The sequence below is a fragment of the Rahnella rivi genome, assembly GCF_019049655.1.
GTDB classification, from domain to species: Bacteria; Pseudomonadota; Gammaproteobacteria; order Enterobacterales; family Enterobacteriaceae; genus Rahnella; species Rahnella rivi.
This window is the reverse complement of sequence record NZ_JAFMOX010000067.1, coordinates 246863-268934: the sequence shown is the minus strand read 5'-3', so window position 1 is coordinate 268934 and position 22072 is coordinate 246863. Positions and strand designations below refer to the sequence as shown.

Here is a 22072-nt window from a genome sequence, read left to right as displayed (position 1 = left end):
ACCGGAACCTCTGCACATTATGTCTGAACCCTGGCGTCGTCTGCCTGCGCTGTCTCTCAAGCAAATTCAATATTTTGTGACGCTGGCGCAATTGCGCAGTTTTACTGAAACGGCGAACCGGCTGGCAATCAGCCAACCTGCGTTAAGCAGTGCGCTGCGACAGATTGAATCCGTGTTGGGTGGGAAGTTATTGCACCGGACGGCACAGAACGTCAGTCTCACTGAGCAGGGTGAAGCTGTGCTGCCGTATGCAGAACGCTTATTGAATACTGCTCACAGCGTGTTCGATGATATGCAGCAAATTATGCACCAGGGCGGAGATGGAACTTTACGTATCGGATTAGTGCCTTCAGTCAGCACATTATTATTTCCGGCGGTGCCACAATTATTATCTGAATATTTCCCTGATATGCGTGTGGAATTCCATGACCTGACAAATGACGCATTATTATTGGAACTCGAGAACGGTTCTGTTGATTTTGGTATCGGCGCTACCGACAGTACCGTACCGGAATCGATAGCAATATATCCGCTGCTCGAGGATCCGTTCGTCGTGGTGATCAGGCGTGATGATGCGCTGGCAGAAGGGCATAACATCCCGTGGCGGCAACTGGCAAAAAGGGACATTGCGTTGTTTTCAAAAGGGAATGTGAGCAGGCTGGTGACGGCGATGAATGAGAGTCATCGTCTGAATTTACGCGTCAGTTACCGGGTAGATTTTCAGGAAACGTTATATGGACTGGTGCGGTCGCGCATGGCATTGGCGATTTTACCGGAATTATACACGGCAACGCTGAACGATAATGAATTAACGGTCATTCACTTGCAGCAGCCGATGTTAAGTCGAACGGTCGCTATGATGCGTAAACCGGTTCCATTACGATCGGCAAAAACAGAACAGTGTTTTCAATTTCTCTTAAAGACGTTTCATCAACGAATCAAAGAAAAGAATGAAAGAGTGCTGTGAGGGAAATTGTTTAACAACGCTAACGTAGTATTGCTGAAATAATAAACACTGAGCCGCACGATAATTCGGCTCAGTGCAAGCACTTAACGTACAAACTTCCATACGGCAACGGGGATTTTATCGTACAGCTTATTCATCGTCAGTTCAGCCAGACGATGGTCAGCTGCCGAGTAAAACAATTCGAGTTCGTCGTCGGAAAGCTCATACTTATTTTTTTCAATAACACGTTCAAGCGTATCAATAGTGGTGCATTTTCTTAAACGCATCAAATAGTCGATTTTGTTCATCGTAGCCTTTTCATTTTGTTCTGATGACAACATATAAATTATTACTCAAGTCTTCATTAGGGTACAGATGTAGTCCCCTGAGAACATTCTGAATAATCGCTTTTTGGTCTTTTGCCATTGGCGTAAATCAGAATCGTTAATTCCATAATTACTGAAGAGGGTGTAGGTATCATCCAGATACTCTTCAACCAGATCACTTAAATGGTTATCGTCGGGGTACTTAATTTTAAAACTCATCACAAAAGATGCAATGTGTTCTATCAGTTCGTTGAGTTGCAGGTTAACAGCTGATGTAGGGTCATTGACCCAACCATGATGACTGTCACCCAGTGTCGCAATCCCTTCATCATACAACATTTCATTCAGGAATCGTAACTGAGCGATATCGTGCCGCTTAGGCGAGTACTCATCCATATCATCCCCTCCGTAATGGTTTATTCGGTGTTGATAACACTCTGTGAGTAAACAACAAAACTTAATGGCTTACAGGAAACAGCTCTCACTACACTTTTTAAGAACTACACATCATGAGTTAAACATCAGTAACAATCACAATAAAACGGACTCAGACAGGAGGTTTTACATGGGATAATTCTACAGTCAACGGTTTAAATATAATTCATTTTTAGAACGCTGTGCAAACGTATTACTCAAACTTACAATTCGTCTGAAGTTGTTCCTCTGGACATATCAATAATATCAAACTCAAGCCCTTCAGGGGTGACTGAGAATGTGACATTTTGCGTTGTGAATTCATCAGCATTAATGTCCAGGCATCCATTGAAAATCGTCCATTTGAACCTGTAACTCATTGAATATATGCTTTCGCCTGTTTGAGTTATAGACACGATTTCCATGGAATTCGGCTCATAACGGGCATTTTCAGAAAAATAAGATAAATCGCCAATTAAAGGTTCTTCAATTTCAGATAAAGAACGTTCAATAATCTCTTGTAACGTTTTAAGAGACGGATTTTGCCCATAAATATTACCGGGAATGATTTTCCGCACGCCTTTTATCCTCTAAACCTGTATCTCTTCATTATTACATACTTTGAGTATTCTGTGGATTTAGTGGAAAAAAAAATTTCCAATGCCTTTACGCATAGTCAGTTGATTTTCATCATGTTTAGGATATGTACATTATTTTTTACCCTTTTCTTACAGTTTTGGGGGACTTCACGCCGTTAAGAAACTGAAACAGTTCATGTATTGATAAAAATGCCTTCATGTGATGTTATATTATAACTATTTGGGGGCGCCATGACTAAAACACTCTTTACCATTTCTTCGCCACTACGCTGCATGGGGGTTTTGGCCGTGCTCGTTGTTCTCTGGACCGCAATTTACTGGGCGATTTCGCTACCATGATTTTCGTGAACAACCTTGAAGTCGGCTATGACCGCCGCGCTGTTGCCATGCCGCTAAGTGGACGATTTTTAACGGGTTCGCTGACGGCGGTGATTGGCGCGAACGGTGCCGGTAAATCGACTTTCTTAAAAACAGTGGCAGGCCTGCAACAGGCGATTACGGGAGATTTTACTTTCAGTCAGGGCCAGCGGCCGCGCCTGGCCTACTTACCTCAGCAGACTGAACTGGATCGCGGATTTCCCATCAGCGTTGTGGATCTTGTCGCCATGGGGTGCTGGCCGCAGAGCGGTTTATTTGGTGGTATTAACCGGCAGTCTGCGGCAAATGTTGCGCAGGCGCTGGAAACCGTTGGCATGACCGGAATGGAACATTACCCGGTAGGTTCGCTCTCCGGCGGACAGCTGCAACGCACCTTGTTTGCCCGCTTGCTGGTCCAGCAGGCGCCGCTGATTATGCTTGATGAGCCTTTTACCGGCATTGACAGCCAGACCACCGCGCTGTTGTTAAAAGTGATTGCGCAATGGCATCAGGAAGGTAAGACCGTCATCGCGGTTTTACACGATATTTCTATGGTAGCGCGGCATTTTCCTGACGTGCTTTACCTCAGTGCTCAGCAGAATCTGTGGGGAAGCGCCCGCGAGGTTCTGAGCCATTTCCCCAACCCGTCGCATGCCTGTGTCTCGGTAGAACCTTTTGCTCTGGCGGCGGGAGTCGCAAATTCATGATGCTTTTCCATTTGCTTGCCGACCCGTTTATTGAATTCGGATTCATGCGCCGTGCTTTGATCGCGTGTATTGCGTTATCGATAAGCGCCACGCCTTTGGGTGTTTTCCTTCTGTTACGTCGCATGAGCCTGGTGGGTGACGCTCTTTCTCATGCCGTTTTACCGGGTGCGGCGATCGGTTATCTGATTTCGGGTATGTCACTGGTGGCGATGGGCATTGGCGGGTTTATTGCCGGGTTGGCGGTCGCGATGTTGTCGGGGCTGGTGAGTCGTAAAACGCAATTGAAAGAAGATGCCAGCTTTGCCGGGTTCTATCTCGGTTCGCTTGCCCTGGGCGTCACCTTGGTTTCGTTGCGGGGGTCGAGCGTTGACCTGCTGCATGTGCTTTTTGGCTCCATTTTGGCCATCGATTCTTCCGCGATGATCATGGTTGGGATCATCAGCAGCGCGTCATTACTGATGCTTGCCTGCATTTATCGCGCACTGGTGATTGAGTCTTTTGACTCGTTATTCTTGCGGGTCAGCGCCGGAAAATGGCTGGCGGTGATCCACGGCATTTTTCTGGCGCTGGTGGTGGTCAATCTGGTGGCCGGTTTTCAAATCCTCGGCACGCTGATGTCCGTCGGGTTGATGATGTTACCCGCGGCCAGCGCGCGATTCTGGGCCCGGGATTTACCTCACACTCTTCTGAGCGCGATGATTATCGGCATCCTCTCCAGCGTTGTCGGGCTGATCTGGTCTTATTACGCCTCATTGCCCGCCGGACCGGCGATCGTCCTCAGCGCAACGGTGATTTTCTTTATTTCAGTATTATTTGGAAGGCGGGGCGGGATGTTAACGGCCTCGCGTTGTTAGCAGTAAAACAATGAAAATGCAGTACCACAATTAAGGGGACATGATGAAAGTATTACCTGTATCACTCGCAGTAGCTGCCCTACTGTCGAGCCCGCTGGCGATGGCGAAAACCGTGAATGCGGTGACCAGTTTTTCTATTCTGGGTGACATTGTTCAGGAGGTAGGGGGCGAGCACGTGAAGGTCACTTCGCTGGTGGGGCCGGATGGTGATCCGCACAGTTTCGAACCCTCGCCAAAGGACAGCAAAGCCATTAATGCCTCTGATGTCGTTTTCGTCAGTGGCTTAGGGCTGGAAGGTTGGATCGATCGTCTGGTGAAGGCATCGGGCTACAAAGGCCATCTGGTGACCGCATCTGAAGGCGTCAATTCCCGTAAAATGGAAGAAGACGGAAAGCAAATCACGGATCCACATGCCTGGAACAGTATGGCAAATGGCGTGATTTATGCGACCAACGTGATGAATGCGTTGATCAAAGCCGATCCACAAGATGCTGATTATTTCCGTCAGCGTGGTAAGGCCTACATTGAACAACTGCAAAAACTGGATTCGTGGGCGAAAACCGAGTTCGCCGGCATTCCTCAGTCAAAACGTAAAGTGCTGACAAGCCATGATGCTTTCGGTTATTTCGGCCAGGAATATCATGTGAGTTTTATGGCGCCGGTAGGCTTTTCAACTGAATCGGAAGCCAGCGCCAGCGGGGTGGCGTCTTTGATTAAGCAGATCAAAGATGAGAAGGTAAAAACCTATTTCATCGAGAATCAGACCGATCCGCGCCTGGTGAAGCAGATTGCTGCCGCCAGCGGAGCACAACCGGGTGGGGAGTTGTATCCGGAAGCGCTGTCAGGGCCACAAGGCCCGGCAACGACTTACGTCAAAGCGTTCAAACATAACGTTGAGACAATTGTCGCCAGCATGAAATAAGATCTAACCCTCCCCACGGTTTTTACGTGGGGAGATTTACATCATGTCTTAGCACAGAAAAAGCCCCGTCGGGCAAGCGACGGGGCTTTTGTTTTTTCAGGCGTAAGGCCGTATGAGACAGCGCTTAGCGTTTTTTCTTCTTGCCTTGCACGGCTTTAAACCGTGGATTGCTTTTGCAAATCACATAAATCCGCCCTTTACGACGAACAACGCGGCAATCCGGATGACGTTTTTTAGCCGAACGTAGTGAACTCAGAACCTGCATAAAAATTCTCCCTGATGCTGATTACTTCTTACCGAGGAAGCTGCCGAAACGCTGGTTGAAGCGTGCGGTGCTGCCTTCTTTTGAATACTCTTTCTGCTTGCCGGTGTAGTACGGATGCGATGCGGAAGACACTTCAATAGTGATATAGGGGAAAGTGACACCTTCCAGATCAATGGTACGGTCAGTCGAGATGGTCGAACCGACTTTGAAGTATTCGTTAGCGCTGGTGTCGTGAAATACAACCGTGCGGTAAGCAGGATGGATAGCGGGTTTCATAATGCCTCTAAATGTTATGTTATACTATAACAATAAGTATGCGCCCATCTGTTTTCATGTTCAAGCATCAGACGAAAAAAAAGGCCGCATAAGCGGCCTTTCGTCAGGGTAGGGGATCCGGTTACAGCGTCGGATGCTCTACTTTATGCGTATGTTCAATGTCTTCATTCTTCTTACCGAAGCGGCGGCGAACCACCACGAAGAAGACCGGAACAAAGAAGATCGCCAACAGCGTTGCCGTGATCATCCCGCCCATAACGCCGGTACCTACGGCGTTCTGAGAACCGGAACCTGCGCCGGAGCTGATAACCAGCGGCATTACACCGAGGATGAAGGCCAGTGACGTCATCAGTATCGGACGCAGACGCATACGGACGGCTTCCAGCGTTGACTCGATCAGTCCTTTACCTTCTTTATCCATCAGGTCTTTGGCGAACTCAACAATCAATATGGCGTTCTTCGCTGACAGCCCTATGGTGGTTAACAGACCCACCTGGAAGTAAACGTCGTTGCTCAGACCGCGCATCGTTGCCGCCAGAAGCGCACCCACAACACCGAGTGGAACGACCAGCATGACCGAGAACGGAATCGACCAGCTCTCATACAACGCCGCCAGACACAGGAAGACGACAATCAGCGAGATAGCATACAACGCCGGAGCCTGGTTACCGGATAAACGTTCCTGATAAGACAGACCCGTCCAGTCATAGCCGATGCCGCTTGGCAGTTTAGAAGCCAGAGACTCCATCATCGCCATCGCATCACCACTACTCTTGCCCGGAGCTGGCTGACCAAGGATTTCCATCGATGGCAAACCGTTATAACGTTCCAGACGCGGTGAACCGTATTCCCATTTCGCGCTGGAGAACGCGGAGAACGGCACCATCTGACCCGCGCTGCCGCGGACGTACAGATTGTTAATGTCTGAAGGCAACATGCGGTACTTATTTTCAGCCTGCACGTACACTTTCTTCACGCGACCACGGTCGATAAAGTCGTTGACGTAGCTACCACCAATCGAAGCACCTAACGTGGTGTTGATGTCGGAAATAGACACGCCAAGCGCTGTAGCTTTTTCCTGATCAATTTCGATTTTATATTGTGGAGTATCTTCCAGACCGTTCGGACGAACCTGAGTCAGCAAGTCCGGATGCTCAGCAATCATGCCCAGCAACTGGTTACGTGCCTGCGTCAGTTTGTCATGCCCAAGGTTAGCCTGGTCAATCAGCTGGAAGTCGAAGCCTGTCGCCGTACCCAACTCAACAATTGCCGGTAAGTTGAACGGGAACACCAGTGCATCTTTAATGGTGCTGAATGCGCCCATTGCACGGCCTGCAATCGCAGGAACTTTGTTTTCAGCGCCGCTACGCTCAGACCAGTCTTTAAGACTGACGAACGCGATACCGGTGTTCTGACCACGACCCGCGAAACCAAAGCCGTTTACGGTAAACACGGAGTTCACGTTGGCTTTTTCTTTCGTCAGATAGTAATCGCTGACTTCATCGAGCACTTTCTGTGTACGTTCCTGGGTCGCACCTGCAGGCAACTGTGCCATGGTCAGGAATACGCCCTGGTCTTCTTCCGGAAGGAAGGAGGTTGGCAGGCGAATGAACAGGAATGCCATGCCGACAACGATCAGCAGGTAAATCACCAGATAACGACCCGTGCTGCGTAGAATGTTACCCACGCTGTCGGTGTAGTGGTGCGTACTTTGCTCGAATTTCTTGTTAAACCAGCCGAAGAAACCTTTCTTCTCGTGGTGCTCGCCTTTGGCAATCGGCTTAAGCATGGTCGCACAAAGCGCAGGCGTCAGGATCATTGCCACCAGAACCGACAGCACCATGGCAGATACGATGGTGATGGAGAACTGACGATAGATAACCCCGGTCGAACCGCCGAAGAAGGCCATCGGGATGAATACTGCGGACAGCACCATCGCGATCCCCACCAGTGCACCCTGGATTTGCTCCATGGATTTCTTGGTAGCTTCTTTCGGTGGCAGCCCATCTTCAACCATGACGCGCTCGACGTTCTCGACCACGACGATGGCGTCATCGACGAGCAAGCCTATCGCGAGCACCATCCCGAACATCGTCAGGGTGTTTATCGAATAGCCAAACGCAGAAAGGACGGCAAACGTACCGAGCAATACCACCGGAACGGCAATCGTTGGGATCAGCGTTGCGCGGAAGTTTTGCAGGAACAAGAACATCACCAGGAATACCAGGACGATGGCCTCGAACAGTGTTTTACCCACTTCTTTAATCGAGATTTTTACAAACGGCGTGGTGTCATAAGGATAAACAACTTCCAGGCCTGCCGGGAAGAACGGCTGCAGTTTAGCCAGCGTTGCCTTGACCGATGCTGCTGTATCAAGGGCGTTCGCGCCGGTCGCCAGTTTGATACCCAAACCGGAAGCAGGTTGTCCGTTGAAGCGGGCAATAACGTCGTAGTTTTCACCACCCAGTTCAATCTTCGCCACGTCTTTCAGGCGAACCTGAGAGCCGTCCTGATTCACTTTCAGAATGATTTTACCGAACTCATCGGCGGACTTCAGACGTGTCTGCGCCACGATAGAGGAGTTCAGCTGCTGACCAGGAACCGGCGGTGTACCACCGAGCTGACCTGCTGCAATCTGGTTGTTCTGGATTTTAATGGCATTGATGACATCAACCGGCGTCAGCTGGAAGTTGTTCAGTTTGTTCGGATCCATCCAGATACGCATTGCGTACTGAGCACCAAACAGCTGAACGTCACCTACGCCTGATGTACGGCTGACCGGGTCTTTGATGTTCGAACCCACGTAGTCGGCGATATCATCCTGCGTCATTGTGCCGTTATTAGAAATAAAGCCTGCGACCATCAGGAAGCTGCTGCTCGATTTCTCTACGGAAATACCCTGTTGCTGAACTTCCTGTGGCAGCAACGGCGTTGCCAGCTGCAGTTTGTTCTGAACCTGAACCTGTGCGATATCCGCATCGGTACCGGAAGCAAACGTAAGCGTGATCTGGACAGTACCTGAAGAGTCACTGGTCGACGACATGTACATCATGTTGTCGATACCGTTCATGTTCTGTTCAATAACCTGGGTGACCGTATCCTGAACCGTTTGCGCATCGGCGCCCGGATAAGTTGCGGTCAGCTGGATAGCCGGTGGCGCAACCGTTGGATACTGTGCGATAGGCAATTTAAGAATTGCCAATGCCCCTGCCAACATGATGATGATGGCGATCACCCATGCAAAGATGGGACGATCTATAAAAAACTTAGCCATGAATTACCGGCTCCTATTAAGACTTCGTCGCTGTATCGGATGCAGCTGCTTTTTGATCAACTTCCTGTGCAGTAACCTGTACGCCCGGCTTAATTTTTTGCAGACCTGTTACGATGACTTTATCGCCACTTTTCAGGCCTTCGGTCACAACCCATTTATCGCCGATTGCTTGTGTGGTCGTCACGGTACGAAGCTCAACTTTGTTGTCAGCACCAATCACCATCGCCGTTGCATCACCACGTGGGTTACGGGTAATACCTTGCTGAGGAACCAGCAGAGCGTTGTTGTTTACGCCTTCATCCAGACGCGCGCGCACAAACATACCTGGCAGCAGTGAGTCCTGTGGATTCGGGAAGATGGCACGCAGCGTAATAGAGCCCGTGGTTTCATCAACAGTCACATCAGAGAATTCTAATGTACCCGCCTGTGAATATTCCTTACCGTTGTCCATCAGCAGTTTGACTTGTGCTTTACCGTTGGCTTGTTTCAGGGAGCCGTCAGCCAGTTCCTGTTTCAGACGCAGGAAATCGTTGCTCGACTGAGTCACGTCAACGTAGATAGGATCGAGTTGTTGCACGGTCGCCAGCGCTGTCGCCTGACCGTTTGACACCAGCGCACCTTCAGTCACAGACGAAATACCGATACGTCCGCTGATAGGGGAGGTGACTTTGGTGTAAGCCAGATTGATACGGGCGGTTTCGACGGCCGCTTTAGCACTGACCACGGCAGCATCAGCTTGTGCAGCGGTTGCGACTGCGGTGTCGTAATCTTGCTTACTGATGTAGTTGGTGCCGAGCAGAGGTTTGTAGCGATTCACGGTCACGCGGGAAATCTGTGCGTTGGCCTGAGCTTTAACCAGATCGCCTTTAGCGCTGTCATACGCGGCCTGATAAGTGGCTGGATCAATTTGATATAAAGAGGTGCCAGCTTTGACTTCGCTGCCTTCAACAAAGTTGCGTTTCAGAATGATACCGCCAACTTGCGGACGTACTTCAGCAATGCGGAAAGCAGCAGTACGACCTGGAAGTTCGGTAGTCACATTCAGCGGTTCAGTTTTCAGGGTAACGACGCCAACCTGCGGAGCATGGGGTGCGCCTTGTTGAGCTTCTTTATCGTTACATCCTGTAAGTGCTATGCTTCCGGATAGCATCAGAACTACCGCCAGAGGCGTTAACCCTCTGTTTTTGTTCATAAATAAACCTCAAGTGTCCGATTTCAAATTGTCCAATGGATCACAACATTCCAAATCCATTGCTGCGCTTTTAGTATGTGCGTGCTATGTTACATACATTCAAGAATGTATGTAAATCAAACTCCCCTGAAAGATAAACCTATGGCACGAAAAACCAAATCACAGGCGCTGGAAACCAGACAACAGATTCTGGATGCTGCTGTGCGAGAGTTTTCTGCCCGTGGGGTATCGTCGACATCACTGACTGATATTGCGAATGCAGCCGGTGTGACGCGGGGCGCAATTTATTGGCATTTCAGGAACAAAGTAGAACTATTTAACGCGATTTGGGAAGCCTATGAATCCCGTATAAAAGTGCTCGAAGTAGAGTATCAGACAAAGTTTCCGAATAATCCACTGCGCATTTTGCGCGAAATCTTAATTTACATTCTTGTTTCTACGGTGACCGATACACAACGTAAAGCACTGATGGAGATTATATTCCATAAATGTGAATTTGTTGGGGAGATGACGTCGGTACACGAAGCGCGCAAATCACTTTATATGGAAGGGTACGGTAAAATTGAACGTATTCTGCTGCGCTGCATAGATGAAAAACAGTTGCCCGCCGAACTGGATACCCGCCAGGCGGCCATTATCCTGCGCGCTTACATCACGGGTCTGATGGAAAACTGGTTATTTATACCGGAAAGCTTTGATTTAGAAGCCAATGCCGGCAGATTCATCGATACCTATCTTGATATGCTTCGCCATTCCACCTATCTCATTGCAACTAAAACGCCGCATTAATCATTTCTGTTAAAAATAATAAGCCTGCAATCTTTATCCCTTATTCTGTGTAAAATATCGCCCATCGCATGTTGTATTCTGAAACGCTTTTCCCCTTCCTTTCAGACTGAAGGCTGCTATTGTCGTCACCATCTATTCATTCGGTAAATGAGTTGAAGTTTACGTATGTTGATCCGGTTTCTGACCGCACCTTCTGACCGCACATTAACCCGGAAAAAACACGGGATAATTCGTATTTACTCGCTGATTATGTGCGCAGCACTTTTACTTTTCTCGCTTCCTTCTCTGGCGGCAAGTAACGATGTTCCCTCCCGCAATGAAGTGCAAAACCAGCTCGATGCCCTTAACCGGCAAAAAAATCTCACGCCGGTTGATAAATTGTCACAACAGGATTTGATTCACACCCTTGAGTACCTTGATGCGCTGGATCGCGTGAAGCAGGACGCCACGCAATTGCATCAGCAGGTGACCGAAGCGCCACAGAAATTGCGCGCGGCAATGGACGGGCTCGATCAACTCAAAAACAGCGCGAAAGACGACGTGAATAAAGCGCAGCTTTCTTCTCTGGCCCTGCGCCAGCTGGAGAACCGTCTTAACGATACCCTCGACGATCTCCAGTCTTCACAGGAAGATCTCTCGACGTTCAACACCCAGTTAATCTCGCTGCAAACCCAGCCGGAAAGGGTGCAGAACGCCATGTATTCCTATTCCATGGCCATCCAGAAAATCCGCAATCAGCTTAACGGGATGTCGCCAGGGCAGCAGGATTTACGTAATACGCAGCAAACCATGCTGGTGACCCAGCAGGCATTGCTGAATGCGCAGATTGATTTGCAACGTAAAAGTCTTGAAGCCAACACCACGTTGCAAGATTTGCTGCAAAAACAACGTGATTACACCAATGCGCATATTAATCAGCTAGAACATACCGCTCAGTTATTACAGGAGGTGGTGAACGGTAAACGCCTGATCCTCTCCGAGCGCACCGCGAAAGAAGCCCAGACGCCGGACGACACCTCCAATATTCAGAACGACCCGCTGGTGGCGCAGGAGCTGGACATCAACCGCAAGCTGAGTGAGCGTCTGATTGCCGCGACCGAAGAGGGCAATCAGCTGGTGCAAAACAACATCACGGTGAAAAACTGGCTGGACCGTTCAGCGCAGGCGGAGCACGACCTGAAAGAACAGATTAACGTGCTCAAGGGCAGCCTCCTGTTGTCGCGCATCCTTTATCAGCAGCAGCAAAATACCATCCCGCCTTCAGGGCTGGTGACCGACATGAGTACGCGTATTGCAGATTTACGCCTGGAACAGTTCAAAATTAACCAGCAGCGTGATGCGCTGTTTCAGGGTGACAGCTACATTCAGGGCGTGGTCAGCAATAGTAAAGAAACCATTAATGAAGATATCAGCGACGCGTTAGATCAGATCGTCGATATGCGCCGCGAATTGCTGGATCAGCTGAATAAACAGCTCGGTAATCAGCTTTCGCTGGCGATTAATTTGCAGATTAATCAGCAGCAGTTGCTCAGCATCAACCAGTCTTTGACGGAAACGCTGACGCAGCAGATTTTCTGGGTAAGCAGTAATAAGCCGATGAACTGGGAGTTCATCAAATCGCTGCCCGGTGACGTCAAAAACCAGCTGAGCAGTCTGAGCATCAGCATTCCCCGTGGCGAGCTGATGCTGGGCGCGATTCACTCGTTGCCGGTGACCGTTCCGTTGCTGGTGGCGATCCTTGTGCTGCTGTGGCGAAGAAAATACATCAATCAGCGGATCGAAAGCCTGAGTAACGATGTCGGGCAGCTCAGGCGCGACAGCCAGATGCACACGCCGCAGGCGCTGTTGCTGATGGTGCTCAACGTGTTGCCGGGCGTATTACTGATGCTCGGTGTTGGTTACTGGTTTTCGCAGTGCGATATCGCACTCAACGACTTCTTATGGACGCTCTCGCAGCGGCTGGCCGTTTTCCAGCTGGTGATGGGATTCTGCTATCGCATACTTAAACCCGGTGGAATCAATGAGCGCCACTTCGCGATGCCCGCGACGACATGTGCGCATTACCGCCGCTCGGTGATCCGCCTGAGTCTGGTGATGTTGCCACTGATTTTCTGGTCGGTACGTGGTGAAAAAGCGCCGCTCGGTCTGGTGGATGACATCATCGGGCAGGTGGTGATTTTCCTGACGCTTATTGCGCTGACGGTGCTGGTCTTTCCGATCGCGCGCGACGGCTGGCGGGATAAAGACTCACACAGCATTCGTCTGGTCATGGTGACGGCCATCGCGCTGGCTCCGGCTTTCCTCGTCGGGCTGGTGGTCACGGGGTATTTTTACACCACGCTGCGTCTGGCCGGGCGCTGGCTTGACAGCCTGTATCTGCTGATATTCTGGAACATTATTTACCTTACCGCGCTGCGCGGACTGAGCGTGGCGGCACGGCGTCTGGCGTACCGGCGTGCGCTGGCACGGCGTCAGACCACGGCGGTCAAAGACGGCGTGGAAGGAAATGAACCGGTCGAAGAACCTCCGCTGGGGCTGGATCAGATCAACCAGCAGTCATTGCGACTGACCACCATGGTGCTGTTCTTTATTTTCGCCTCGGTGTTCTATTGGATCTGGTCGGATTTACTGACGGTCATCTCTTATCTAGACAGTATTTCGCTGTGGCATTACTCCGGCACGGTCGCGGGCACGGTGACACAGCAAACCGTGACGCTGGGGAATTTACTGCTCGGCTTCCTGGCGGTGATTGTCGCTTATGTGCTCACGCGCAACTTACCGGGCTTGCTTGAAGTGGTGGTTCTCTCGCGGTTGCAACTGCGGCAGGGCACCTCTTACGCAATTACGACGATCCTCACCTATTCGATCACGGTGATCGGTGCCGTGACTGCGCTCGGATCGCTCGGTGTCTCCTGGGACAAATTACAATGGCTGGTAGCCGCGCTGTCGGTTGGTCTTGGTTTCGGCTTACAGGAAATTTTCGCCAACTTCGTCTCCGGCCTGATCATCCTGTTTGAGCGCCCGGTACGTATCGGCGATACCGTGACTATCGGCAGCTTCTCCGGCACGGTGAGCCGGATCCGGATCCGCGCCACCACCATCACTGACTTTGATCGCAAAGAAGTGATTATTCCCAACAAAGCCTTCGTGACCGAAAGGCTGATCAACTGGTCGCTGACCGATACCGTGACCCGCGTGCTGATAAAAATCGGCGTGGCGTACGGGTCAGACCTCGACAAAGTGAAGGAGATTTTATTGCAGGCGGCGCATGAAAACCCGCGGGTAATGAACGATCCTTCGCCGCTGGTATTTTTCCTTAACTTCGGCGCAAGCACGCTGGATCATGAATTGCGTGTGTATGTCCGTGAATTGGGTGACCGCAGTTACACCGTCGATGAGCTGAACCGCAGCATTGATAAACTTTGCCGTGAAAACGGCATCAATATCGCCTTCAATCAGCTCGAAGTGTATTTGCACAATCAGGACGGCAATGAAATTCAGGAAGTGAAGCGGATGATGAGGCAGCCGGGAGATGAACCGGACGCGGTCACGCAAGGTTAGGCAGGGGGTGCAAATCAGGGGAAAGTATCAGATCCCCTGACAAGCCACACGTCGGCGCTCAGCGAGGCTGACGGTTTACAGGTAACTCACTGAAAGCGAACTTTTGCTGTTTTTCAGCTTTTCCTGATAATCGCGCTGCACAATTTCCAGTGCGGCAAGGGCGGTTTCAGGGGCGATTTCATTGCACTCGAGCAGGTAAATCAGATCGACAGCAAGCTGAAGTTCGGGAGGCGCATTTTCTACTGACATATTGGCCAACATTATAATTAGCAGGTTTTGGACTTATCATTATAGATAACAAAAGGCCGGGTTAGCAGGCCGGATTAAAAAAATGTGATAAAGATTCAAAAACCTTTTTCCTGTCTTTCAATCTGGCGCTCGATTTTTGCCAGCGCCTGGCGGCAACGCATAAGCCGTCCCTCTAATGCCGCCAGCTCCTTTTGTACGCGCTGCTGATCGCTGAACGTCGACAGTTGTCCCAGCGTCGTTTCCCGGTCTTCAATCATCGCAATCAGCCGACGCTCAAACTGCTGTGTTTCCGCCAGTTTGGTGTAGTTATCATGACTTTTACGTTCCGGGGTCTGATGCGTTTTACGCAGGGTCTGGGTGGCGAGTTCGCGTTGCATGGCGGTGATTTGTGCCACCAGCCGCTCTGCGATAAAAGCCACCTGAGCGGAACGCTTTTCTGCCACTTCCTGATTCAGCTGACGCAAATTATTTTTGATTTCTGCCAGATAATCCCGCAGACGTGTGCCTTTGGTGGAAAAAAGGGCGATATCGAAGCGCGCCTGCGTGGCGGAGACATGGCCGATAGGTTCAATTTCCCGCGACAGTGTTTCGATCTGCTGATCAAGGACATGTAAAATTCGTTCTGTGCTCACGGGAAATCTCCATTGATAGTTCGCAAATATGACAGCTTTGCCGCGTCAGTTTACACTGGCCGGAGCAATACTTGCCGTGGTTTATCCGAATTAAAAGGAATTGAATGAAACGCGTACTACTGATTATCGCTGGCTGGATCTGCGTGGTGCTGGCGACGCTGGGTGTGGTGCTGCCATTACTGCCCACCACACCGTTTCTTTTGCTGGCCGCCTGGTGTTTTGCCCGTTCGTCGCCGCGTTTTCATCACTGGCTGCTGCACCGTTCCTGGTTCGGTAGCTATCTGCGCCACTGGCAACAACATCGCGCATTGCCGAAAGGAGCAAAACCCAAAGCGGTTGCCCTGATTCTGGTCACTTTCGCCGTCTCGATATATTTCGTACCGTTATTATGGGTGCGTATTTTATTGCTCTGCATGATGTTTATGCTGCTGTTTATGATGTGGCGATTACCAGTGGTTGACCTTGAGCAATAAAAAAGGCGATCATGTCCGGCTGCGGGTTGCTTTTTAAAGCGGCTTTGCATAGATTTGGGCATCTCGTACGTCGGTGCGCTCCCAATTTCCTTCCTTAGACGACATGCTTTTTACAAGGCATGACGGGGGACATTTGACCGCCCGCGTTTAAGTATGAACAGCAGCTATATCAGGCAATGACATTATGACCGCTACCGCACAGCAGCTTCAGTTTATTAAAGACAGTATTAAAACCATCCCTGACTACCCTAAGCCAGGCATACTGTTCCGCGACGTCACCAGCTTGCTGGAAGACCCGAAAGCGTACGCTGAAAGCATTAAATTACTGGCCGATCGTTACCGCGATGCCGGAGTCACCAAAGTGGTGGGCACCGAAGCGCGTGGTTTCCTGTTTGGCGCCCCGGTGGCATTGGTTCTGGGCGTAGGCTTTGTGCCCGTGCGCAAACCGGGTAAATTACCGCGTGAAACCATCAGCGAAACTTACGATCTGGAATACGGCACTGACAGTCTGGAAATCCACGTTGATGCCATTCAGCCGGGCGAAAAAATTCTGGTGATCGACGATCTGCTGGCAACGGGTGGCACCATTGAAGCCACCGCGAAACTGATCCGCCGTCTGGGTGGGGAAGTGACCGATGCTGCTTTCATCATCAATCTGCCGGAACTGGGCGGTGAAAAACGCCTGAACTCCCTGAACATTCACTGTTACAGCCTGGTTTCTTTCGACGGGCATTGATTGATATAAACAGTTGATGTGAACTGGCCTCGCCGTTAACGCGAGGCCTTTTGCTTTCTGTGTTACTCTTTTCCGCTTTCTCCCGCCCAGACCACCATCACTTTATCGTCATTATGCTGACGGCTGAAGGCGTAATATTGCGCCGTCTGCTGCGATTTCTGTACCCCTGCGCCGACCGCCGGATGCCGCTCCCTGAATATGCCCAGCTTTTGCCAGTGCGTGAGCAGTGCCTGTTTCGCGCCGGTCAGCTCTTGCCAGTTCATGTCAGATCGCGTTCCCTGCAAAGGGTCCGAGCCCGTCGGGCCAGACTGTCGTCCGCTTTCGTCGCCGTAAAAGATCTGTACCGCGCCGGGTGCCAGCAGGAGCACATCGGCTGCGCGTTGCTGCAAAGACAGAGATCCTTTGGCATCAGCCGCAAAAAACAGCCGGGTATCATGGGATGAGAGATAACTCAGCACATTAACATCCTGCATTTTCTCTGCCATCTGCTGATAAGTTGCATCGATATTGGTAAAACAGCTCAGCGCCGCCGCGGCCTGATCCTGAAAATCAAAGTTAATCATTGCGTCAAAGCCATTGTCGTAATAATCACTTTTCATTACGCCGTGACCCCAGGCTTCACCGGTCATCCAGAATGGCGTGTCATCCAGCGCCTGGGACGGATTGGCGGCTTTCCACTGTTTCAGCGCTTCGGCTGAGCGGGCTTTGAGTAAGGCCAGCGTCGGTTTTTCCACGTGTTTAGCGGTATCGACACGGAATCCGTCAATGCCGTAATCCCGCACCCACTGGCTGAGCCAGGTCACCAGATAATCACGCGGCGTTGCCCCCGGAATTTCACGGGCGGCGGTATCAGGTTTGTGACGATAGAAAACGGGCAGGCCGCTGGCTTGTGTGGATTCGGTTTTTATATCCGGCAGGAACGCCAGCGACATGGTCAGATCGTCATAACCGGGTGAGTCATAATCGCCAATGTCGGTGCGGATCCATTTTTTGCCCCACCAGGTGCTCCAGCCGTCTTTGTCGATGAAATTGATGTCATCATTAAAACTGTGCCAGTTCTGGCCGGGGCCGGGTTTCCAGTCGGTCCAGTTTTTGCCGAGCGTTTTTTCGATGTCGTTGCCTTTCAGATATAACGAGCCGAAATGATAGGTTTGCATATCCGCCAGCGTGGCGTAACCGGTGTGATTGACCACCACGTCAAACAGAATGCGGATCCCACGTTTGTGCGCCTCGCTGACCAGTTTTTGCAAGTCTTCGCCGGTGCCCATATTGGCGTCCAGTTTTGTCCAGTCGAGGGTGTAATAGCCGTGATAGGCATAATGCGGGAAATCGCCTTTGGTGCCGCCACCGACCCAGCCGTGGATTTGTTCCAGCGGCGAACTGATCCACAGCGCGTTGACGCCCAGTTGTTGCAGATAATCCAGCTTGCCGGTCAGCCCGGCCAGATCGCCGCCGTGGAATGTGCCGATCTCCTGCATTCCGTCACTGTGACGGCCATAGCTGTGATCGTTATCCGGATTGCCGTTTACGAATCTGTCGGTCAGCACAAAATAGACCGTGGCGTTTTTCCAGCTAAAGGCGGCGGGTTTTTTGTGCTCCGCAGATTCGAGCAATAGTAAACCGCCGCTGGCCGGATCGGGTGTCATCGTGATGTGACCGCCGTTGACCTGTGCGGTCTGGCCGGAATAAAAGTCGCGCACCGTTTCGCCGTCGGCAAATGTGCCGGAGACATCGACGTTCAGCGGTTTGCCATCCCATTGCGGACAGGTTTTTGTCACGGCGGCGACACTTTCCTGCGCCGTTTTCAGGCTCAGCTGAAGCGTGGGGGTGCCGCTGCGGGTATCAATCCGCACCTGATAATCCCCTGCGCGGAACTGTTTCCAGCTAACCGGCGCATTGTTTTCACAGGGTTGCAGCGACAGCATCTCGTTAAGCTTTACCGCGCCGGTGGGTTGCCAGCACTGATTATCCTGATGTAATTCCAGTGCGCGCTGACCTTTGGGTAGCGCGGCGTGGCTGATGAATATTCCGCTCACCGGTTCGGCAAACGTGGGGAACCCTTGCAGCGTCCAGCTGTGGGCAGCAGGGGAAACGAGCAGTAATAACGGCAGTGTCAGGCGTTTCATGGCTCTCCTTACGCGGGGCAGGAAGCATTATCGGAACAGAGGTGAATTGAGTGTAATCAGTGCACAAAATTTGCCCTCATCCCCTGACGCGAATTATCAGGAGGAGGACGAAGGCGGAGAAACTGCGGCGCGCTGCGCAAAAAGTAAAGTAATAGGAATGATGGCGACCCTGCTGGTACACTAAGGAGTGGCAGTCTGGCTCCGGCATCATTATGCTGAGTCCTCAGTCTCCGTTTCGCAGACCAGCGCAGAAAGACGGGTTAAACGATGTTTTTTCGTGTATCGTCAAATTATTCATTATAAATCAACGATGAAGTGTTAATGAGCTATCAGGTTCTTGCCCGTAAGTGGCGCCCCCAAACTTTTGCCGACGTCGTCGGACAGGAACATGTGCTGACCGCACTGGCTAATGGCCTGTCGCTCGGGCGCATCCATCACGCCTACCTGTTTTCCGGTACCCGTGGCGTGGGGAAAACCACCATTGCCCGTCTGCTGGCGAAAGGACTGAACTGCGAAACCGGCATCACCTCCACGCCATGCGGCGTGTGTGATAACTGCCGCGAGATCGAACAGGGCCGTTTTGTCGATCTGATCGAAATCGACGCCGCCTCCCGGACGAAAGTCGAAGATACCCGCGAATTACTGGATAACGTCCAGTACGCGCCGGCCCGTGGCCGCTTCAAAGTCTATCTGATTGACGAAGTTCACATGCTCTCGCGTCACAGCTTTAATGCGCTGTTGAAAACGCTGGAAGAGCCGCCCGCGCACGTCAAATTCCTGCTGGCGACGACCGATCCGCAGAAATTACCGGTCACGATTTTATCGCGTTGTTTGCAGTTCCATCTGAAAGCGCTGGATCCGGAACAAATCCGCAAACAGCTCGAAAACGTATTAACGCAGGAAACCATTGCCACTGAACCGCGCGCGCTTCAGCTGCTTTCCCGTGCTGCCGACGGCAGTATGCGTGATGCGCTGAGCCTGACCGATCAGGCCATCGCTATGGGGCAGGGCGCGGTGACCACCGAAACCGTGGCACAAATGCTCGGTACCCTCGACGACGAACAGCCGCTGGCGATGCTGGAAGCGCTGGTCAGCGCTGATGGCGGCCAGATGATGGCGCAGGTCGAGCAAGCTGCGTCCCGTGGTGTGGACTGGGAAAATCTGCTGGTAGAAACGCTGGCGCTGCTGCACCGCATTGCCATGGTTCAGCTGTTGCCGTCAGTGCTCGATAATCATTACTCGGCGATTGAACAACGCCTGCGTGAACTGGCGCGTGTCATTCCGCCGGCTGACGTCCAGCTTTATTACCAGACCTTACTGATTGGCCGTAAAGAGCTGGCGTACGCGCCGGACAAACGCATGGGCGTTGAAATGACGCTGCTGCGCGCGCTGGCCTTCCATCCGAAAGTGATCATTGCTGAACCGGCTCCGCAACCGGCCGCGGCACCTGCTTACGTTGCGCCGCAACCTCACGCACCCGCACAGCATGCCGCGCCGCGCGCCGCCACACCGCAGCAGCCGTCGCCGCAGCAGGGCCACAATGATTCGCCACCGCCGCACGGCGGCGCAGAACCGGCTTCGATGCCGGATTCCACCGCACAGCTGTTGCAGGCGCGAACACAATTACTCAGGCAGCAGGGGAGTACCACCCCAAAAAAAGCTGAGCCGGCAGCGCCAGGAAAAGCGCGGCCGGCAAACTCAGCACTGGAGCGCCTCGCTTCGGTGACTGAACGTGCGCAGACACAGGCCAGCGCGAAGAAAGAGCCCGCTGCGCCGGTCAAAGAAGAAGCGTACCGCTGGAAAGCGCTGACTGAGCCGGAAGAGTCCTCCGAACCAGTGGCCACGCCGAAGGCCTTGCGAACGGCCCTTGAGCATGAAAAATCGCCGGAACTGGCTTCCCGTCTGGCAGAAGAAGCGATTGAACGTGATGAATGGGCGGCCGAAATCAGCCGTCTGACCATTCCGAAACTGGTTCAGCAACTGGCGCTGAATGCGTACCGGGAACAGCCGGAACCGGGCAAAATCTGCCTGCACCTGCGTTCTTCGCAAAAGCATCTGAATTCGCCGTCCGCGCAGAAAGTGCTGGCGGAGGCCTTATCGGCGCTGCATCAGACACCGGTTGAACTCACCGTGCTGGAAGATGATAATCTGGCGGTGAAAACGCCGCTTGAGTGGCGACAGGCCATTTATGAAGAAAAACTGGCGCAGGCGCGTCAGTCAATTATTGCGGATAACAACATTCAGACACTGCGCCGGTTCTTCGACGCGGAGCTGGATGAAGAAAGTATCCGCCCAATTTAAACGCCGCGATTGTGACGCGGCCATTGCTGAGAGAGAAGACTATGTTTGGAAAAGGCGGCATTGGTAACCTGATGAAACAGGCCCAGCAAATGCAGGAAAAAATGCAACAGGCTCAGGCGGAAATCGCTCTGCTGGAAGTCACCGGTGAATCAGGCGCTGGCCTGGTAAAAATCACCATCAACGGTGCGCATAATGTGCGTCGCGTTGAAATCGATCCAAGCCTGCTGGAAGACGATAAAGACATGCTGGAAGATTTGATCGCTGCGGCGTTCAACGATGCTGCACGTCGTATCGAAGAAACTCAGAAAGAAAAAATGGCAGCCGTGTCTGGCGGCATGCAGTTGCCACCAGGCTTTAAGATGCCGTTCTGATGCAAACCAGCCCTCTCCTTGAATCTTTAATGGAGGCGTTGCGTTGCCTGCCGGGCGTTGGCCCGAAGTCTGCGCAACGTATGGCATTCCAACTGCTGCAACGCGATCGCAGCGGCGGAATGCGGCTGGCGCAGTCTTTAACGCGTGCGATGTCTGAAATCGGCCACTGTGCCGATTGCCGTACGTTCACTGAGCAGGAAATCTGTACGATTTGCGCCAATCCACGGCGTAAAGAAAACGGCCAGATTTGCGTGGTGGAAAGCCCGGCAGACATTCACGCGATAGAACAAACCGGTCAGTTCTCTGGTCGCTATTTTGTGCTGATGGGTCACCTGTCACCGCTTGATGGCATCGGGCCGGACGACATTGGTCTGGGCCGTATGGAAGAGCGTCTTGAAAGTGAAAACATTCAGGAAGTGATCCTTGCGACTAACCCGACGGTCGAAGGTGAAGCGACGGCCAACTACATCGCTGAAATGTGCGGCCAGTACGGCGTGCTGGCGAGCCGTATCGCGCACGGTGTGCCGGTCGGTGGCGAACTGGATATGGTGGACGGCACCACGCTGTCACATTCCCTCGCCGGGCGTAATCCCTTCAAGTTCTGACTGTTATGGATCGGGCGCAGCACAGCGCGCCCGGTTTACTTTCTCCTGTCCTGCTGAATTTCTTCTAAATTATTTTGCCGCATGCTTGAAAACCCCC

The 22072-nt window shown here is 51.8% G+C and carries 21 protein-coding genes and 1 other annotated feature; of the genes, 11 read left to right on the top strand and 10 right to left on the bottom strand.

What is annotated here, in order from left to right:
• Positions 1-19: 19 nt before the first annotated feature.
• Entirely contained in the window at positions 20-967 is a 948-nt protein-coding gene (locus J1779_RS24330) for a LysR family transcriptional regulator (RefSeq protein ID WP_056771135.1), read from the top strand.
• Between the two features lie 83 nt (positions 968-1050).
• On the opposite strand, the gene J1779_RS24325 is transcribed toward J1779_RS24330, so the two are convergent.
• The 3 genes from J1779_RS24325 to J1779_RS24315 all read right to left on the bottom strand — a co-directional run bounded on the left by J1779_RS24325 (position 1051) and on the right by J1779_RS24315 (position 2264).
• Positions 1051-1254, bottom strand: a complete 204-nt coding sequence (locus tag J1779_RS24325; RefSeq protein WP_056771138.1) for an HHA domain-containing protein — start codon at positions 1252-1254, stop codon at positions 1051-1053.
• Between the two features lie 45 nt (positions 1255-1299).
• Positions 1300-1668 (bottom strand): Hha toxicity modulator TomB, encoded by a 369-nt coding sequence (gene tomB, locus J1779_RS24320; protein ID WP_056771141.1) that lies wholly within the window; start codon positions 1666-1668, stop codon positions 1300-1302.
• A gap of 242 nt (positions 1669-1910) precedes the next feature.
• Entirely contained in the window at positions 1911-2264 is a 354-nt protein-coding gene (locus J1779_RS24315) for a hypothetical protein (protein WP_056771146.1), read from the bottom strand.
• Between the two features lie 356 nt (positions 2265-2620).
• Between J1779_RS24315 and J1779_RS24310 the strand changes: the two genes are divergently transcribed.
• Genes J1779_RS24310 through J1779_RS24300 form a run of 3 tightly spaced genes read left to right on the top strand, consistent with a single transcriptional unit; the run spans position 2621 to position 5125 of the window.
• The gene (locus J1779_RS24310) at positions 2621-3349 is read left to right on the top strand and encodes a metal ABC transporter ATP-binding protein (protein WP_183848824.1); all 729 of its coding nucleotides are present in this window, start codon (positions 2621-2623) and stop codon (positions 3347-3349) included.
• On the top strand, positions 3346-4203 hold the full coding sequence (locus J1779_RS24305; protein WP_183848827.1) for a metal ABC transporter permease: 858 nt from the start codon (positions 3346-3348) through the stop codon (positions 4201-4203). The genes J1779_RS24310 and J1779_RS24305 overlap by 4 nt, the downstream gene beginning before the upstream one ends.
• A 43-nt stretch (positions 4204-4246) precedes the next feature.
• On the top strand, positions 4247-5125 hold the full coding sequence (locus J1779_RS24300) for a metal ABC transporter substrate-binding protein (RefSeq protein ID WP_217204986.1): 879 nt from the start codon (positions 4247-4249) through the stop codon (positions 5123-5125).
• A 124-nt stretch (positions 5126-5249) separates the two neighbouring features.
• Here the strand turns inward: J1779_RS24300 and ykgO are convergent, their stop codons facing one another.
• The 4 genes from ykgO to J1779_RS24280 form a co-directional block, all read right to left on the bottom strand.
• On the bottom strand, positions 5250-5390 hold the full coding sequence (gene ykgO, locus J1779_RS24295) for a type B 50S ribosomal protein L36 (RefSeq protein ID WP_015698299.1): 141 nt from the start codon (positions 5388-5390) through the stop codon (positions 5250-5252).
• A 21-nt stretch (positions 5391-5411) separates the two neighbouring features.
• Positions 5412-5666 (bottom strand): type B 50S ribosomal protein L31, encoded by a 255-nt coding sequence (locus J1779_RS24290; protein WP_056771154.1) that lies wholly within the window; start codon positions 5664-5666, stop codon positions 5412-5414.
• 121 nt (positions 5667-5787) lie between these two features.
• On the bottom strand, positions 5788-8940 hold the full coding sequence (acrB, locus tag J1779_RS24285; protein ID WP_056771158.1) for a multidrug efflux RND transporter permease subunit AcrB: 3153 nt from the start codon (positions 8938-8940) through the stop codon (positions 5788-5790).
• Positions 8941-8956: 16 nt separating this feature from the next.
• The gene (locus tag J1779_RS24280) at positions 8957-10132 is read right to left on the bottom strand and encodes an efflux RND transporter periplasmic adaptor subunit (protein WP_217204985.1); all 1176 of its coding nucleotides are present in this window, start codon (positions 10130-10132) and stop codon (positions 8957-8959) included.
• Between the two features lie 141 nt (positions 10133-10273).
• On the opposite strand from J1779_RS24280, the gene acrR reads away from it, so the two are divergent.
• On the top strand, positions 10274-10921 hold the full coding sequence (gene acrR / locus J1779_RS24275) for a multidrug efflux transporter transcriptional repressor AcrR (protein WP_217204984.1): 648 nt from the start codon (positions 10274-10276) through the stop codon (positions 10919-10921).
• Between the two features lie 165 nt (positions 10922-11086).
• Positions 11087-14482 carry a mechanosensitive channel MscK gene (gene mscK / locus J1779_RS24270; RefSeq protein ID WP_136376040.1) on the top strand — a complete coding sequence of 1132 codons (3396 nt, stop codon included), beginning with the start codon at positions 11087-11089 and terminating at the stop codon, positions 14480-14482.
• 75 nt (positions 14483-14557) lie between these two features.
• Here mscK and rsmS read toward each other — a convergent pair whose 3' ends face one another.
• Together rsmS and priC are read right to left on the bottom strand one after the other, a co-directional pair.
• A complete protein-coding gene (gene rsmS, locus J1779_RS24265; protein ID WP_072158052.1) occupies positions 14558-14731 on the bottom strand; it encodes a pleiotropic regulatory protein RsmS in 174 nt (57 codons plus the stop codon).
• A 95-nt stretch (positions 14732-14826) separates the two neighbouring features.
• The gene (gene priC, locus J1779_RS24260; protein WP_056771173.1) at positions 14827-15363 is read right to left on the bottom strand and encodes a primosomal replication protein PriC; all 537 of its coding nucleotides are present in this window, start codon (positions 15361-15363) and stop codon (positions 14827-14829) included.
• 104 nt (positions 15364-15467) lie between these two features.
• On the opposite strand from priC, the gene J1779_RS24255 reads away from it, so the two are divergent.
• Both J1779_RS24255 and apt read left to right on the top strand, forming a co-directional pair.
• Complete coding sequence (locus J1779_RS24255; protein ID WP_122095994.1) at positions 15468-15836, top strand: DUF454 family protein; 369 nt, start codon at positions 15468-15470, stop codon at positions 15834-15836.
• Positions 15837-16020: 184 nt separating this feature from the next.
• Positions 16021-16572: an adenine phosphoribosyltransferase gene (apt, locus tag J1779_RS24250; RefSeq protein WP_056771179.1), complete on the top strand. Its 552-nt coding sequence runs from the start codon at positions 16021-16023 to the stop codon at positions 16570-16572.
• 62 nt (positions 16573-16634) lie between these two features.
• Here the strand turns inward: apt and J1779_RS24245 are convergent, their stop codons facing one another.
• Positions 16635-18698, bottom strand: coding sequence for an alpha-amylase (locus J1779_RS24245; protein WP_217204983.1), 2064 nt, complete (start codon positions 18696-18698; stop codon positions 16635-16637).
• A 321-nt stretch (positions 18699-19019) separates the two neighbouring features.
• Between J1779_RS24245 and dnaX the strand changes: the two genes are divergently transcribed.
• The 3 genes from dnaX (at position 19020) to recR (ending at position 21975) form a co-directional block, all read left to right on the top strand.
• A complete protein-coding gene (gene dnaX, locus J1779_RS24240; RefSeq protein ID WP_217204982.1) occupies positions 19020-20999 on the top strand; it encodes a DNA polymerase III subunit gamma/tau in 1980 nt (659 codons plus the stop codon).
• Positions 20332-20396: a sequence feature (DnaX frameshifting element), on the top strand. (Overlaps the previous gene by 65 nt.)
• A 41-nt stretch (positions 21000-21040) precedes the next feature.
• A complete protein-coding gene (locus tag J1779_RS24235) occupies positions 21041-21370 on the top strand; it encodes a YbaB/EbfC family nucleoid-associated protein (RefSeq protein ID WP_056771195.1) in 330 nt (109 codons plus the stop codon).
• Positions 21370-21975 carry a recombination mediator RecR gene (recR, locus tag J1779_RS24230; RefSeq protein WP_056771197.1) on the top strand — a complete coding sequence of 202 codons (606 nt, stop codon included), beginning with the start codon at positions 21370-21372 and terminating at the stop codon, positions 21973-21975. The genes J1779_RS24235 and recR overlap by 1 nt, the downstream gene beginning before the upstream one ends.
• The last annotated feature ends 97 nt before the right edge of the window (positions 21976-22072 follow it).